Genomic DNA, 14,448 nt, shown 5'->3' with positions numbered 1-14,448 from the left:
ACGCGGCAGGTTGCGGCGAAGTTCCGTCTATTCGGCGGCGATCTCGATCGCGGCCGTGGGACGGTTCTTGAAGTTGATGGCCTGTAGGTGGCGGATGCCCTCCTCGGCGATGTCGTCGCCGACCATCCGGTCGCCCTCGGCCTTCAGCTCGTCGATGTCGACATACATGGCGTAGAACGCCCGCGTGCGGTCGGTGATGATGCCGGCGTTGAGCAGCGTCTTGACCAGCACCCGGAAGATGTTGGTCTGCTCCTTCATGTTCTCCCGACGCAGGTCGTCGGTCATGATCTTCCCGTACTCCTCGACGACCTTGTCGGGATCCAGGCCGAACTCGGCATAGAGATCCAGCTGCTGGTGCGGCGAGACCAGGTTGAACAGCAGGGTCTGGAAGCAGTGCGCCGCCCAGTCCTCGATGATGGCGTGCTCTTCGGGCGACAGCTTGGGCACCGTGCGGTCGGCCCAGATCTTCCCGAACTTGTGGTGGAAGGCCTCGTCGGTCATCACCAGCTGCAGCAGCTTCTTGCCGACCGGATCGTTGATCTGGTTGAAGAAGGTGGCGAAGGCGCCCATGGCCAGGCCTTCGACCAGCATCTGCATGCCGATGATCTTCTTGTAGACCTCGGGCGCGCCGATGATCTCGACCAGCAGCGTCTTAAGCGCCGGGCCGCACGCGACCGGCTTGCCCCAGCGGGCCTTGATATATTTGGCGAAGGCCGTGACGTGGCGGGCTTCCTCGCGGGTCTGGTTGGCGGCGTATTCCTGCGCGCCCTGGTCCTTGAGCACATGGCACAGGCTGGCCGACAGGTTCAGCGCGCCCTGCTCGCCGTGCAGAATCGACGAGAAGCTGCGCAGCACCGACTGGTTGATGAAGCGGATGCGCTGCTTGGGATCGCTGAGGTGATTGGAGACGTAGTCGGTCGACAGGGCGATCACGAGATCCTCAGGCACCAGGGCCTGGTTCTCCATGTCGAACGGCTCGTCGAAATCGATATAGGCCTTGTCCAGCGGATCCCAGAAGTGGTCGTGGGTCGCGGAAATGATCTTGTCGAAGGCGCTGGAGCGGGCGCCATACCGTTCGAGTTCGAGCATCGACTCGAAGTCGTCCGGCGCGACCGCGTCGTACATGGCGTCCTTGGTGATGTTCTTGTCGGTCATGTCGCGGCGCTCCCTATCGGCCGGGTGACGTCCATTGGCGGGACCCATCTTGCGCAGGTCTCCAGCTATCTAAACACTGTCAACTCAAGTGAGCGGGCGGGTCAAATGAAAAATGACGGCGGCGTCACCTTTGCTGCGGCGCACTAATCCGAGGGCTGAATGAAGATCTTCGTGCTGACCGGGGCCGGCGTCTCGGCCGAGAGCGGCCTGGGCACCTTCCGCGACAAGGACGGGGTGTGGACCCAGTACGACCTGTCCGAGGTCGCCACGCCCGAGGGCTTCGCGCGCAATCCGGCCCTGGTGCGCGACTTCTACAACGCCCGCCGCGCCAACCTGGCGGGCGCGACGCCTAACGCGGCGCACGTGGCGCTGGCGCGGCTGGAGGCCGAGCTTGAAACGCGCGGCGGCGAGCTGTGGCTCTGTACTCAGAACGTCGACGACCTGCACGAGAAGGCGGGGTCCAGGCGCGTGATCCACATGCACGGCGAGCTGGCCGTGACCCGCTGCGCCCACTGCGAAGCCCTGCGGCCCGATCCTGGTCCGCTGACAGCCGAGGCCGTGTGCGAGGCCTGCGGTCGCGACGGCGGCGCGCGCCCGCACGTCGTGTGGTTCGGCGAGATGCCGCTGTTCATGGAGGAGATCGAGGACGCCCTGGCCGACGCCGACCTCTTCGTCTCGATCGGCACCTCGGGCTCGGTCTATCCGGCGGCGGGGTTCGTGACCGAGGCGCGGGCGATGGGCATCGCGACCTGCGAGATCAATCTCGAGCCCTCGGCCAATGCCTATGTGTTCGACGAGAAGCACTACGGGCCGGCGAGCGAGGTGGTGCCGGCGTGGGTGGAGCGGGTGCTGACACAAGGCTGACAGCAACTGTTGTACTGCTGACAGATATCGTCCGGAGCGCCCCATGCCCAAGCCCCTCAAACCGCCCGCCGAGGAAGCCGAAGGCGCCTGCGCGTGTGGCGTGGTCCGCCTGGCGATCGGCATCCCGGCGCGGTGGTCCTTCCACGACCACTCGGCCGCCAGCCGCCACGCCCAGGGCTGCGCCTATGTCACCTACACGGCCAGCTATCGCAGCCGCTTCCGCTGGCTGGACGGCGAGGACCTCGTCACCCGCCACGAGCACGAAGGCACGACGCGCGGCTTCTGCAGCCGCTGCGGCACGCCGATCTTCATGGAGCGCAAGCGCGCCCCGACCATGATCAACCTGCCCCGCGCCCTGTTCGCCGGCCGCACCGGCCGCGAGCCGCGCTACCACACCTCGCTGGATGAGGCTCCCGACTGGGCCTATGCCGGCGGCAAGTTGGTTCCGCTGAAGGGCTATCCCGGCGTGATGTGGGAACGGCCGAAACCCAAGGCCAAGCGCAAGGCGCTCGACGACTTTCTCTAACGCCCTTCCAGGGCCGCCAGCACCGCCGGCTGCAGTCGCGCCAGTTCGGCCAGGCGTTCGATCAGGGCGTCCTTGCTGTCCAGCGCCAGGCCGTCGCGCAGCTTGGCCATGCGTTCGCGGACCTTGGCCAGATCGGCCGCGTTGGCCGCCGTCACCACGGCCGCCTGGTGCTTGCAGGCCCCGAACTTCTCGAAGCCGGGGCAGGTGCAGGATCCCTCGCCGTTCGGGGCGCGCAGTTCCACGACATAGAGGTCGCCGACGCTGCCGGTGACGTGGGCGGTGACCTTCTCGTCCTCCATCGCGACGAGGTCGACGTCACCCTTCTCGGCCATGGCCACGCCGGTGTCGAACCAGCGCTCGTCCATGCGCTCACGCCAGGACTCTTGGTCGAACAGGCTCATTCCTCGTCCTCGATGCGGTGGATATCGTCGTCCGACAGGCCGAAATGGTGGCCGATCTCGTGGACCAGCACGTGGGCGATCAGATCGCCCAGGGTGACGTCGCCGCGCTCGGCCCACTCGTCCAGGATCGGGCGGCGATAGAGAAACACCCGCGACGGCTCGGTTCCGTAGTCCAGCACCGAGCGGCGGCCCAGGTCCACGCCCTGGTAAAGGCCGGTCAGCTCGAACGGATCCTCGATGCCCAGGCTGTCCAGCACGTCCTCGGCCGGGAAGTCGTCGACCCGGATGACCACGTCGCCCGACAGCTTGCGGAAGTCGTCGGGCAGGGCGTCGAAGGCCTGCTTGGCCAGGACGGCGAAGTCGTCGAGCGATGGCGCGGAGCGGTCGGACCAGGTCATGACCCTCCAAATAGAGCGATTGGCGCGAGACGCCATAGCGCCCTCGTCATACCCCCTCTGGCCCATAGCCCCCCTGGCCATAGGCGGACTAATCTGAAACTCTGATTCGAGGACCCGCTGGGCGCACTGATGACTTCGTACGACCTGATCCTCGCGGCGGCGGCTGGCGCGGTTTGCCTCGCCATTTGCGTCACCTTGTGGTCGCTGGGCCAGCGCCGGGGCTTCGAGACCCGCATCGCCGCGCTGAAGAACCGCCTGGCCCTGCAAGGCGGCGACGCCCTGGATGCGCCCGCCTGGGTCGAGGCCTTCGACACCGCCGTCCTAGCCGTCGAGGGCGGCAAGCCCAGCCTGGCCGCCGGGGCCGAGGGCCTGGCCGCCTGCGCCCGGGTGCTGGGCGTGCCCGCCGGCGTCGACGAGGTCGTGGCCGCCCTGGGCCAGGCCGATCCGGGTCATGCCCAGAAGCTGTCGGCCCTGTTCGAGCGCGGCGAGGCCTGCGTGTTCGAGGCCCGTGGCGGTGGCGGCTGGATCTCGGTCGAGGGCCGCGCGGCCGGGGCCCTGGCCTGGTTGCGCCTGGCGCCCGCCAGCGGCGGCGACGCCGGTCTGCCGTCGGCCGCCCGTTTCGCCGCCTTCATCGACAGCGTCGCCGAGCCGGCCTGGATCGCCAGCGCCGACGGCCAGCCGGCCTGGGGCAACGACGCCTTCGTCCGGGCGGTCGGCGCCGCCTCCGCCTCGGCCGCGGCCCTGGCCGGCAAGAGCTTCGACCGCGCCGCCGACGCCCTGGTCGTCGAGGCCGCCGAGAAGGGCGCCAAGGGGGAAGAGGGCCGCCGCGAGGCCCTGCGCTGGATCAATCTGGAAGGCCGCCGTCGCGCGTTCCGCCTGTCGGCCCAGCCGCTGGACGGCGGCGGGGTGGGCGTGTTCTGCGCCGACGTCACCGAGATCGAGGACGTCCGCGACGCCTTCCGCAAGCACGTCGAGGCCCACGACGAGACCCTGAACCACATCGCCGAGGCCGTGGCGATCTTCAGCCAGACGCGGCGCCTGTCGTACCACAACACCGCCTTCGCCGAGCTGTGGGGCCTGGAGCCCGCGTGGCTGGCCGAGCGTCCGACCCATGGCGAGGTGCTGGACCGCCTGCGCCAGCGCCGCCGCCTGCCCGAGACCATCGACTACGCCGTCTGGAAGGCCGCCGAACTGGCGCGCTACGAGGATCTTGGCCCTCAGGCCGACGACCTGTGGCACCTGCCCGACGCGCGGACGCTGAAGGTGGTGCGCCAGCCCCACCCGCTGGGCGGCATGCTGCTGATCTATTCCGACATCACCGGCGAACTGCGCCTGAAGGCCCAGTACAACGCCCTGATCCAGGTGCAGCAGGCGACCCTCGACAAGCTGAACGACGCCGTCGCCGTGTTCGGCTCGGACGGGCGCCTGCGCCTGCACAACGAGGCCTTCGAGACCTTCTGGAACGTCAGCGCCTTCTCGCTCGAGGCGGCCGGCGACTTCGAGGGTGTGGTCGAGCTGTGCGTGCCGCGCCTGCACGACCTGGCCTTCTGGCGCGAGCTGAAGGGCCGCGTGGCCGATCCCGATCCGCAGATGCGCGCCCCGACCTCGGGCGAGGTCCGCACCTCCGACGACCGCATCGTGGTCTATCAGAGCCGGCCGCTGCCGGACGGCGCCACCCTGATCGCCTTCGCCGACGTCACCGACACCCGCGACCTGCAGAACGCGCTGTCCGACCGCTCCGCCGCCCTGGCCGAGGCCGAGCGGCTGAAGCGCGACTTCGTCGGCAACGTCTCGTACGAACTGCGCACGCCGCTGACGACGATCATCGGCTACTCAGAACTGCTGGAGCGCGCCGACGGCATTTCCGAGCGCGGCCGCAACCATGTGGCCGCCGTTCGCGCCGCCGCCACCCAGCTGGCCCGCTCGATCGACGACGTGCTGGACATGGCCCAGATCGACGCCGGCGAGATGGCGCTGGAGATCGAGGACATCCGCGTCTCCGACCTGCTGCTCAACGCCCAGGAGCGCGCCCTGAAGGACGCCCAGCTGGGCGCGGTCACGCTGGCCGTGGAGTGCGAGGAAGACGTCGGCCTGATCCGCGGCGACGGCAAGCGCCTGGCCCAGACCCTGGACCACCTGGTCGAGAACGCCCTGCGCCAGACCCCGCCCGGCGGCCGCGTCACCCTGCAGGCCCGCCGGGCCCTGGGCGAGGTCCGCCTCGACGTCTCCGACACCGGTCGCGGCGTGCCGTTCCACGTCCAGGCTCACATCTTCGACCGTTTCGTTGGCCGCGATCGCGGTGGTCCGGGCCTGGGCCTGGCCTTGGTCAAGGCGCTGGTCGAGCTGCATGGCGGCTGGGTGGCGCTGGAGAGCGAGCCGGGCGCCGGCTCGACCTTCACCTGCCACCTGCCCGAGACCCAGCAGCCCGGCGCGATGCAGCCCGAGCTGGGCTTCTAGGCATGTTGCGGGCGGCGGTCCTTGTCGCGGGGCTGCTGGCGATCGTCGCGCCCGCCCGGGCCGAGGACGTGGCCATCAAGGACTGGTGGGTCGCCTGCGACAACGTCCGGGCCTGCACCGCCTACGGCTTTCCGACCGATGATGTCTACGGCGTGGTCCTGCGCGTGCGCCGCGAGGCGGCGGCCGAGGCGATCGCTGAGCTAGACCTGGGCATCGACGCCGAGACGGCCAAGGGCGTTTCCGGACCTCTGACCCTGTCCGTCGACGGCAAGGTCGTGGCGCGCACCGAGCGGCCCGACGGGACGGACGACGACTATCGCAACTGGTCGGTCTCGCCTGGCCAGGCGCCGGCGCTGTTGGCCGCGATCGCGCGCGGCGAAGCCCTGGAGGCCAAGGACGGCCAGCGCACCGTCGTCACCGTATCGCTGGCCGGGGGCTCGGCCAGCCTGCGCTGGATGGACGACCGCCAGAAGCGCGCCGGCGGCGTCACCGCCCTGGTCGCCAAGGGCGCCGCCTCGGCCTCGGCGGTGCCCGCGCCGCCGCTCGCGCCCCTGGTCCGGGCCGCGAGACCGGTGAGCCAGGACGGCCTGGCCGACACCCCGCCGGCCGCCGTGCTGGCCGCGCTGAAGCCGCTGGACTGCCAAGCTGAGGCGCCGGAAGCGCCGACCTCGAACCGCCTGGCGCCCGGCGTGGTGCTGTGGGTGCTCCCGTGCTGGGTCGGGGCCTATCAGATCAGTTCGGCTTTGGTGCTGGCCGACGAGAAGGGCGGTCATGTCCGCCTGGCCGATTTGGGCGGAACGGATGACACGCGGGCCATGGCCACCAACGCCACGTTCAATACCGACGACCAGAAGCTCTACAGCTACGCCAAGGGGCGGGGCCTGGCCGACTGCGGCGAGTCCCGCACCCATGCCTGGACCGGCGCGGCCTTCGTCCTGATCGAGCGGACCGAACTGCAGATCTGCCGGGGCCTGCCGGAGGACTACTGGGTCACGATGTACCGCAGCCGCTAGTCGGCGGCCTTGGGCGCTTTCGGCCAGGCGCTGACTTCCTTGTCGCCTTGCATCACCTGCACGTGGTCGATCCGCGCCGTGACGAAGCACTGGCTGTCCTTGATCCAGGTCGGGGTGTTGCCGGTGATTTCCTTGAAGGTCAGCGCGCCGCGATAGCCGCCGCAGAACACCTGCGGCTTCTGGCCCAGGTCGGTGATCTCGCCCTCGACCACCAGGGTCAGGGTGCGGGCGAAGCGCTCGGCATGGTCGCGGCGGCCGCGCGCATGGCTGACTTCCAGCGGGGCCATGCCGGCCGGCAGGGCCGAGGGGCCGTTTTCCTCATAAGGGATGGCCAGGCCGAAGCTGACGGCCTTGGTCGAATCCGCCAGCTGGAAATTGTTGCTGGGCGGTGGGGCGCGGCCCGGCGTACCCGGCCCGATGCCCATCCTCGCCGACGGCATCATTAGCGAGACAGGGCGTCCAGCCGCGTCGATCGGAGCGCCGAGCGACGTGTCGACGGAGAAGAAGAACGACTGCAGCGGCGGCAGCACCGTCAGGCCGCTTTCCTTGAAGGCCCCGAAATTGCGGTCGGTGATCTCGCCCAGCCCGACCGAGGTGATCAGCACCTGCTTGCGGCGGTCGTACAGCCAGCGGCCGGACTGCTTGAAGATGCCGTACTTGCGCGGTTTCTCCTCGACGAAGCGGGTGACGAGGCGAAAGCGTTGGCCGGTCAGAGCGCGGGCGCCGGGATTGGCGGCGGCCTCGGTCATGGCCTGGCGCAGGCCCTGCTCGTCCAGTGGCGGCGCGTCAGTGGCCAGCAGGGCGAAGGCGAGAAGAAGTCCTGACATTGAGCGACTCCAGATGCTCAACCATTGCGCGCGCGAATGGCTCACCTGTCAACTGCCGTCGGACATAAAGATATCTTTATGCGTTAATTGCTCGGAAGGGCTCGGGGTTGTATAGACTGCCGCAAAGACCCTTCACTCACTCGACTTCACCCGACGCAGGAGCCGCACGTGGCCGACTACATCGTCAAGGACATCTCGCTCGCCGACTACGGCCGCAAGGAACTGGCAATCGCCGAGACCGAAATGCCGGGCCTGATGGCCACGCGCGCCGAATACGGTCCGCAGCAGATCCTGAAGGGCGCCCGCATCGCCGGCAGCCTGCACATGACCATCCAGACCGGCGTGCTGATCGAGACGCTGACGGCCCTGGGCGCCGAAGTCCGCTGGGCCTCGTGCAACATCTTCTCGACCCAGGACCACGCCGCGGCCGCCATCGCCGCCTCGGGCGTGCCGGTGTTCGCCTTCAAGGGCGAGAACCTGGTCGAGTACTGGGAATACGCCCACAAGATCTTCGAGTGGCACGACGGCGGCTACCCGAACCTGATCCTGGACGACGGCGGCGACGCCACCCTGCTCTGCGTGCTGGGCCCCAAGGCCGAGAAGGATCCCTCGATCCTGAACAACCCGCAGAACGAGGAAGAAGAAGCCCTCTACGCCGTGATGAAGAAGTACCTGGCCGAAAAGCCGGGCTTCTACTCGGCCATCCGCGCGGCCATCGGCGGCGTGTCGGAAGAGACCACCACGGGCGTGCACCGCCTGTACCAGATGGCCGCCAAGGGCGACCTGCCGTTCCCGGCCATCAACGTCAACGACAGCGTCACGAAGTCGAAGTTCGACAACCTGTACGGCTGCCGTGAATCGCTGGTCGACGCGATCCGTCGCGGCACCGACGTCATGCTGTCGGGCAAGGTCGCGGTGGTCTGCGGCTACGGCGACGTGGGCAAGGGCTCGGCCGCCTCGCTGCGCCAAGGCGGCGCTCGCGTGATCGTCACTGAGATCGACCCAATCTGCGCCCTGCAGGCGGCGATGGAAGGCTATGAGGTCCAGACCCTGGACGACGTCGCCGACCGCGCCGACATCTTCGTCACCGCCACGGGCAACAAGGACGTGATCACCGTCGACCACATGCGTCGGATGCGCAACAACGCCATCGTCTGCAACATCGGTCACTTCGACTCGGAAATTCAGATCGCCGGCCTGCGCAACTTCAAGTGGGACGAGATCAAGCCGCAGGTCCACCACGTGGAATTCCCGGACGGCAAGAAGATCATCGTCCTGTCGGAAGGCCGCCTGGTGAACCTGGGCAACGCCACGGGCCACCCCTCGTTCGTGATGTCGGCCTCGTTCACCAACCAGACCCTGGCCCAGATCGAGCTCTGGACCAACAAGGACGCCTACCAAAACCAGGTCTACACCCTGCCCAAGCACCTGGACGAGAAGGTCGCCTTCCTCCACCTGGAAAAGCTGGGCGCGAAGCTGTCGACCCTGCGCAAGGACCAGGCCGACTACATCGGCGTGCCGGAAAAGGGCCCGTTCAAGCCGGACCACTACCGCTACTAAGCGACGGACTGACGTCGCTATAAATTGCGACGTTTCCGCTACGGAAATTGTCTGATTTTCCAAGGGGAAAGGCCTGCCAGCGATGGCGGGCCTTTTCTTTTCGTCTCTTGGGCGAACACGCCCTATTCAAGTCCGCAATGCTCGGCTAATCGCTTTTCCATGCCGCTAGCCTTGATCCTTTCCAGCCACGTCGCCGGCAGCCAGGTGGGCGCGACGGCTCAGGCCACCGCCCTGGCGCAATTCCGCATCGACTCGATGGTCGTGCCGACGGTCCTGTTCGGCCGTCACCCCGGCTGGGGCCTGCCCGGCGGGGCGCCCGTGCCGATCGAGGTGTTCGAGGGCATGCTGGACGGCATCGAGGCCAACGGCCTGTTCGGCCTGGTCGATCTGGTCATCACCGGCTACTTCGCCACCGCCGCCCAGGTGCGGGCTGCAGCCCGGGTCATCGACGCCGTGCGCGAGGCCCCCCGCCAGGGCGCGGCCACCCGCAAGGCGGTGGTCATCGTCGACCCGACCATGGGCGACGCCGGCAAGGGCCTGTACATCCCGACCGAGACCGCCGACGAGATCATCGCCGACCTGATCCCGCGCGCCGACGTCGTGGCCTGCAACGCCTGGGAGCTGCAGAAGCTGACCGGCGCCGATTCCCGCGACCCAGTCTCGGCCATGAAGGCCGCCCGCCTGCTGGGCAAGACGACCCTGGTCTCCTCGGTCCATCGCGGGGCCGAGATCGGCGCCGTCCTGGCCGACAAGAAAGAAGCCTGGCTGGCCGCCCACGCCAAGGCCGAGCGTTCGCCCAACGGCACCGGCGACCTGCTGACCGCCCTCTACGCCGCCTCGATCCTGGAGGGGCAGACCTTCTCGTACGGCCTGGCCCGCGCGGTCGGCGGCGTGGCCGAGACGGTCACGGCGGCCAATGTCTACAACGCCCCCGAACTGCCGATCGTGGCCATGGGCGCGCGCATCAAGCAAACCTCGCCCACGGTGCGCATCGAGCGGCTGGCCTGAGCATGAGCGTCGAGATCACCGGCCTGTGCCCCGACCGCTTCGCCCGCGTCCGCGAGACGTTCGAAGCCAATTTCGACAATAACGGCGAGCTGGGCGCGCGCTTCGCCTTCGCCATCGACGGCGAGATCGTCGTCGACCTGATGGGCGGCTTCGCCGACCGCAAGCGCGAGGTCCCGTTCGGCCCCGACACCCTGACGGCCCTGTTCTCGACCACCAAGGCCGTGGCGGCCCTGCTGGTCGCGCGCCTGGTCGACGAAGGCCGCCTGGCCTACGACCAGCCCGTCGCCGACGTCTGGCCGGAGTTCGCCCAGAACGGCAAGGGCGAGGTCACGGTCGAGCAGGCCCTGTCGCACCAGGCCGGCCTGTCGGGCTTTCCGGACGAGACCGACCCGGCCATCTGGTTCGACTGGGACGCCACCTGCGCCAAGCTGGCGGCGATGGCCCCGCTGTTCCCGATCGGCTCGGCCAGCGGCTATCACCCCGTCACCTACGGCTATATCGCCGGCGAGATCTTCCGCCGCGTCGACGGCCGGACCATGGGCACGGCGCTGCGCGAGGACATCTGCGCGCCGCTGGGCCTGGATATCTGGATCGGCCTGCCCGACAGCGAGCACGGCCGCGTCGCCGAGCTGATGCGCCCGACCGCCATGCCGCAGTTCGGCGAGATCAACGCCGCGGTGCAGGCCGCCTTCCTCAAGCCCTGGTCCTCGCCGGGCGGCAAGGGCGCGGCCGAGTGGCGGCGGGTCGAGATTCCCTCGGCCAACGGCCACGCCACCGCGCCGGCCCTGGCCCGCCTTATGGGCGCCCTGGCCAGCGGCGGCAGCCTGGACGGTCGCTCGCTGATCACCCCGGCGGGGATCAAGGCCGCCAGCGCCGAACGCATTCGCGGCCGCGACCTCGTCCTGCCCTACGAGATCAGCTGGGGCGCGGGCTTCATGCGCAATGAGCCCAACATGTTCTACGGCCCGACGGCCGAGGCGTTCGGCCACTCGGGCTGGGGCGGCTCGTGCGCCTTCGCTGACCCGTCGCGCGGGGTCTCGGGCAGCTATGTGATGAACAAGCAGGGCGTCGCCCTGATCGGCGACCCGCGCGCCGTGCGCCTGATCGAAGCGGCCTACGCCTCGCTGTGATCCGCGCCGCGCTCGCCTTCCTGGTTCTGGCGGGCGCCGCGAATGCGCAAGAGCGCGACTTCTGCGCCGACCGGCCCGGCAAGGGCTCGCCGCCGTGCGTCCTGGACAAGGGCCGCTTCCAGGCCGAGGTCGGCGGCGTCGATGCAGCCTACTCGCGCGGTGGCGGGGTGTCGGTCGATGACGTCTCGTACGGCGGGCTGGAGCTGCGGCTGGGCCTGACCTCCACCCTCGAAGGCCAACTGACCTGGACCGCCCACGAGCGGGTGCGGACCCAGGACCATGGCGTGGTCGACGTCGTCTCGGGCGCCGGCGACCTGGGCGTGGCCCTGCGGTGGTCGCTGAAGAACCCGGCGGGCGATGGCCTGTCGATCGCGGTCCAGCCCTATGTCACCGCCCCGACCGGTTCGCATGGCATCGGCATCGACGTCTGGCAGGGCGGGGTGGTCGTCCCGGTCTCGATCCCGCTGAATGGTGACTGGTCCTTGAGCCTGTCGCCGCAGGTCGAGGCGCGGGAGAACGCCTCGGGCGCGGGTCGCCATGCCGGCTACGCCCTGGCCGGCGGTGTCGGTCGTGCCGTGGGGCCGGTGAACCTCGGCGCGGAGCTGTGGGTCGATCGCGACGACGACCCGTCGGGCCACACGACCCAGGCCAGCTTCGACCTGACCGCCGCCTGGACGCCCAAGCAGCTGCACGACGTCCAGCTGGACGCTTCAGCCTATGTCGGGCTCAACCGGCGGACGCCTGATCTGGAGTTGGTCGTGGGCCTGGCCCACCGGTTCTGATCATCGCCGCGCCGACCAGGCCCGCCACGATCGCCGCCGCGGCGCTGATCCCCATCACCCACGGATAGCCGCCGCCTCCGGGTGCGAAATAGACCAGGCCCAGCACCGCGATGGCCAGCAGTCCGGCGACGCGGGCGACGGCGTTGTTGATGCCCGAGGCGACGCCGGAATGGCTGGACGGGACCGCCGTCATCACCGTGCTGGTCAGCGGCGCGACGCTGATCGTCATGCCGACGGCCAGCACCAGCAGGCCCGGCAGTACGCCAGTCCAGAAGCCGTTGCCGATCCATGGCGCGCCGAGCAGAGCAAAGCCGATCCCGGCCGTGATTGGTCCGACCGTCAGCATGGCCCGCGCCCCGACCTTGTTGGCAATGCGGCCCGCGAGCCCGGACAGCGTCCCCATCACCAACGACAGCGGCAGCAAGGTCGCGCCGGCCTGAGCGGCCTTGTAACCGTGCCTGGCGATCAGCTCGTAGGGCAGGAAGAACATCGCCCCGGTCAGGCCGAAATACAGCGCCAGGGTCAGAAGGTTGGCGCCGCTGAAGGTCGGTGAGCGATACAGCGACAGCGGCATCATCGGATGGGCCTCGCGGCCTTGCAGCACGACGAAGCCGACTAGGATCGCCGCGCCGGCAAGGATGGCGCTCCAGACGGCGGGACTGGCCCAGCCGCGTTCGCCCGCCGCCGTCAGGCCCCAGGTCAGGGCGCCCAGGCCGGCGGCGGCCAGGAGCGCGCCGCGCCAGTCCAGGTGCTGGACGTCCGGATCGCGGCTCTCGGGAACCGCCTTCAAGGTCAGCCAGACCGTGGCGGCGGCGATCGGCAGGTTGATCAGGAAGACGGCGCGCCACGACACCGCGTCGACCAGCCAGCCGCCCAGCACCGGTCCCAGCGCGGCGGTCACCGCCCCGAACCCGGCCCAGGCCCCGATCATCGGCCCGCGCCGGACCTCGTCGAAGGCCGCGCCCAGGATCGCCAGGCTGGCCGGTACGACGAGGGCCGCGGCGACGCCTTGCAGGGCGCGAGCGGCGATCAGCCAGGCGATGGTGGGGGCGGCGGCGCAGGCCAGGGAGGCCACGGCGAACAGGGTCACGCCGATGGCGAACACCTTGCGCCGCCCCCAGCGATCGCCGGCCGAACCGCCGATCAGCACCAGCGAGCCGAGCAGCAGCAGGTAGGCGTTGACGATCCACTGGATCTCTTCGGGCCGCGCCGAGAGCGCCTGGCGGATCGTCGGCAGGGCCACATTGACCACCGAGCCGTCGATAAAGGCCAGGCTGGAGCCCAGCACGGTCGCGGCCAGGATCAGCCGGCCGCGACTTTTGGAAATGGTCTCGTCCATGCGCAGACCATGAACCCGCGATCAGGCCGGCGCTAGAACCCGCGCCTTCTTCCAGGCGCCGTAGGCGAAGGTCGCCACGCCCAGCCAGATGAACACGAACGACAGCGCCCGCAGCGGCGTGAACGACTCGCCGAACGCCACGCCCAGGGCGAACTGCAGGGTCGGGGCGATGAACTGCAGGAAGCCGACGGCGCTGAGCGGCAGGCGGCGGGCCGACCAGGCGAACAGGGCCAGCGGCACCACGGTCGCTGGGCCGGCCAGGGCCAACAGGGCGGTGACCCCCGCGCCGCCGCCGAAGTGCCCCTGACCGCTCGACTGCAGGAACCAGACATAGGCCAGGCCCGGCAGGGCCAGATAGGCGCACTCGACAAAGAGGCCGGTCTGGGCGTCGGCCTTCACCTGTTTGCGCAGGATGGCGTAGGCGCAGAAGGTCAAGGCGAGACCCAGCGACACGATCGGCAGGTGGCCCAGGGCCACGGTCTGGATGGCCACGCCGACGGCCGCGAAGCCGATGGCGACCTTGCCCTCGGTCGTCAGGCGCTCGCGAAACAGCAGGGCGCCGGCCGCCATGTTCATCAGCGGGTTGATGTAATAGCCGAGGCTGGCCTCGATCACGTGGCCGGCGTTGACCGCGAAGACGTAGATCGTCCAGTTGCTGAAGATCGCCGCCGTCGACAGCAGCAGCACGCCCAGGGTCTTGGGCTGGCGCAGCACCTGGGCGACCTGACCGCCCTGCTTGGCCAGCAGGACCAGGCCCCCGGCCCACAGCACCGACCACAGCGAGCGGTGGGCGATCATCTCCCACGAGGTGACGCCCAGGTTCGACAGCAGGTGGAAATACAGCGGCAGGAAGCCCCACAGCACGTAGCAGCCGACGCCGGCGGCATAGGCGGAGCGGCTCTCGGCCTGGGTGTCGTTCACGCTCGCCGACATGGTTCGTCCTTCATGCTCGGAATGAAAAAGGGCTCCCGGGAGGTTTGCCCCGGGA

The 14,448-nt window shown here is 69.3% G+C and carries 14 protein-coding genes; 8 read left to right on the top strand and 6 right to left on the bottom strand.

Going from position 1 to position 14,448, the window contains the following annotated elements:
- Window positions 1-27: 27 nt before the first annotated feature.
- Window positions 28-1,155 (bottom strand): ferritin-like domain-containing protein, encoded by a 1,128-nt coding sequence (locus tag AC1RR5_RS12950; RefSeq protein WP_492922044.1) that lies wholly within the window; start codon window positions 1,153-1,155, stop codon window positions 28-30.
- A gap of 159 nt (window positions 1,156-1,314) precedes the next feature.
- On the opposite strand from AC1RR5_RS12950, the gene AC1RR5_RS12945 reads away from it, so the two are divergent.
- Window positions 1,315-2,019, top strand: coding sequence for an NAD-dependent deacylase (locus AC1RR5_RS12945; protein ID WP_492922043.1), 705 nt, complete (start codon window positions 1,315-1,317; stop codon window positions 2,017-2,019).
- Between the two features lie 43 nt (window positions 2,020-2,062).
- The gene (locus tag AC1RR5_RS12940; protein WP_492922042.1) at window positions 2,063-2,545 is read left to right on the top strand and encodes a GFA family protein; all 483 of its coding nucleotides are present in this window, start codon (window positions 2,063-2,065) and stop codon (window positions 2,543-2,545) included.
- Here the strand turns inward: AC1RR5_RS12940 and AC1RR5_RS12935 are convergent.
- Together AC1RR5_RS12935 and AC1RR5_RS12930 are read right to left on the bottom strand one after the other, a co-directional pair.
- Window positions 2,542-2,946 carry an SWIM zinc finger family protein gene (locus tag AC1RR5_RS12935; protein ID WP_492922041.1) on the bottom strand — a complete coding sequence of 135 codons (405 nt, stop codon included), beginning with the start codon at window positions 2,944-2,946 and terminating at the stop codon, window positions 2,542-2,544. The two genes, AC1RR5_RS12940 and AC1RR5_RS12935, sit on opposite strands and share 4 nt — an antisense overlap.
- Window positions 2,943-3,344, bottom strand: a complete 402-nt coding sequence (locus AC1RR5_RS12930) for a metallopeptidase family protein (RefSeq protein WP_492813658.1) — start codon at window positions 3,342-3,344, stop codon at window positions 2,943-2,945. The genes AC1RR5_RS12935 and AC1RR5_RS12930 overlap by 4 nt, the downstream gene beginning before the upstream one ends.
- Before the next feature lie 129 nt (window positions 3,345-3,473).
- Between AC1RR5_RS12930 and divL the strand changes: the two genes are divergently transcribed.
- Together divL and AC1RR5_RS12920 are read left to right on the top strand one after the other, a co-directional pair.
- Window positions 3,474-5,801 carry a cell cycle protein kinase DivL gene (divL, locus tag AC1RR5_RS12925; protein WP_492922040.1) on the top strand — a complete coding sequence of 776 codons (2,328 nt, stop codon included), beginning with the start codon at window positions 3,474-3,476 and terminating at the stop codon, window positions 5,799-5,801.
- A gap of 2 nt (window positions 5,802-5,803) precedes the next feature.
- Window positions 5,804-6,814, top strand: coding sequence for a DUF1176 domain-containing protein (locus AC1RR5_RS12920; protein ID WP_492922039.1), 1,011 nt, complete (start codon window positions 5,804-5,806; stop codon window positions 6,812-6,814).
- On the opposite strand, the gene AC1RR5_RS12915 is transcribed toward AC1RR5_RS12920, so the two are convergent.
- Window positions 6,811-7,641, bottom strand: coding sequence for a hypothetical protein (locus AC1RR5_RS12915; RefSeq protein WP_492922038.1), 831 nt, complete (start codon window positions 7,639-7,641; stop codon window positions 6,811-6,813). The genes AC1RR5_RS12920 and AC1RR5_RS12915 overlap by 4 nt on opposite strands.
- A 168-nt stretch (window positions 7,642-7,809) precedes the next feature.
- On the opposite strand from AC1RR5_RS12915, the gene ahcY reads away from it, so the two are divergent.
- From ahcY to AC1RR5_RS12895, 4 genes are all read left to right on the top strand, one after another.
- Window positions 7,810-9,201, top strand: coding sequence for an adenosylhomocysteinase (gene ahcY / locus AC1RR5_RS12910; RefSeq protein WP_492922037.1), 1,392 nt, complete (start codon window positions 7,810-7,812; stop codon window positions 9,199-9,201).
- Between the two features lie 159 nt (window positions 9,202-9,360).
- On the top strand, window positions 9,361-10,209 hold the full coding sequence (locus AC1RR5_RS12905; RefSeq protein WP_492922036.1) for a PfkB family carbohydrate kinase: 849 nt from the start codon (window positions 9,361-9,363) through the stop codon (window positions 10,207-10,209).
- 2 nt (window positions 10,210-10,211) lie between these two features.
- A complete protein-coding gene (locus AC1RR5_RS12900) occupies window positions 10,212-11,339 on the top strand; it encodes a serine hydrolase domain-containing protein (protein ID WP_492922035.1) in 1,128 nt (375 codons plus the stop codon).
- Window positions 11,336-12,121, top strand: coding sequence for a transporter (locus tag AC1RR5_RS12895; RefSeq protein WP_492922034.1), 786 nt, complete (start codon window positions 11,336-11,338; stop codon window positions 12,119-12,121). The genes AC1RR5_RS12900 and AC1RR5_RS12895 overlap by 4 nt, the downstream gene beginning before the upstream one ends.
- Here AC1RR5_RS12895 and AC1RR5_RS12890 read toward each other — a convergent pair.
- Both AC1RR5_RS12890 and rarD read right to left on the bottom strand, forming a co-directional pair.
- The gene (locus AC1RR5_RS12890; protein WP_492922033.1) at window positions 12,066-13,460 is read right to left on the bottom strand and encodes an MFS transporter; all 1,395 of its coding nucleotides are present in this window, start codon (window positions 13,458-13,460) and stop codon (window positions 12,066-12,068) included. The genes AC1RR5_RS12895 and AC1RR5_RS12890 overlap by 56 nt on opposite strands.
- 21 nt (window positions 13,461-13,481) lie before the next feature.
- Window positions 13,482-14,393: an EamA family transporter RarD gene (gene rarD, locus AC1RR5_RS12885; RefSeq protein ID WP_492922032.1), complete on the bottom strand. Its 912-nt coding sequence runs from the start codon at window positions 14,391-14,393 to the stop codon at window positions 13,482-13,484.
- Window positions 14,394-14,448 lie beyond the last annotated feature (55 nt).

Source organism: Caulobacter sp. GW821-FHT11E11, assembly GCF_058808315.1.
This window is presented reverse-complemented; position numbering and strand designations above follow the sequence as displayed.

Bases quoted from the DNA above. Each gene is read 5' to 3' on its own strand.
- divL (WP_492922040.1), top strand. From the start codon at position 3,474: ATGACTTCGTACGACCTGATCCTCGCGGCGGCGGCTGGCGCGGTTTGC.
- AC1RR5_RS12900 (WP_492922035.1), top strand. From the start codon at position 10,212: ATGAGCGTCGAGATCACCGGCCTGTGCCCCGACCGCTTCGCCCGCGTC.
- AC1RR5_RS12950 (WP_492922044.1), bottom strand. From the start codon at position 1,155: ATGACCGACAAGAACATCACCAAGGACGCCATGTACGACGCGGTCGCG.
- rarD (WP_492922032.1), bottom strand. From the start codon at position 14,393: ATGTCGGCGAGCGTGAACGACACCCAGGCCGAGAGCCGCTCCGCCTAT.
- AC1RR5_RS12890 (WP_492922033.1), bottom strand. From the start codon at position 13,460: ATGGACGAGACCATTTCCAAAAGTCGCGGCCGGCTGATCCTGGCCGCG.
- AC1RR5_RS12920 (WP_492922039.1), top strand. From the start codon at position 5,804: ATGTTGCGGGCGGCGGTCCTTGTCGCGGGGCTGCTGGCGATCGTCGCG.
- AC1RR5_RS12930 (WP_492813658.1), bottom strand. From the start codon at position 3,344: ATGACCTGGTCCGACCGCTCCGCGCCATCGCTCGACGACTTCGCCGTC.
- AC1RR5_RS12945 (WP_492922043.1), top strand. From the start codon at position 1,315: ATGAAGATCTTCGTGCTGACCGGGGCCGGCGTCTCGGCCGAGAGCGGC.
- AC1RR5_RS12935 (WP_492922041.1), bottom strand. From the start codon at position 2,946: ATGAGCCTGTTCGACCAAGAGTCCTGGCGTGAGCGCATGGACGAGCGC.
- AC1RR5_RS12915 (WP_492922038.1), bottom strand. From the start codon at position 7,641: ATGTCAGGACTTCTTCTCGCCTTCGCCCTGCTGGCCACTGACGCGCCG.
- AC1RR5_RS12940 (WP_492922042.1), top strand. From the start codon at position 2,063: ATGCCCAAGCCCCTCAAACCGCCCGCCGAGGAAGCCGAAGGCGCCTGC.
- AC1RR5_RS12905 (WP_492922036.1), top strand. From the start codon at position 9,361: ATGCCGCTAGCCTTGATCCTTTCCAGCCACGTCGCCGGCAGCCAGGTG.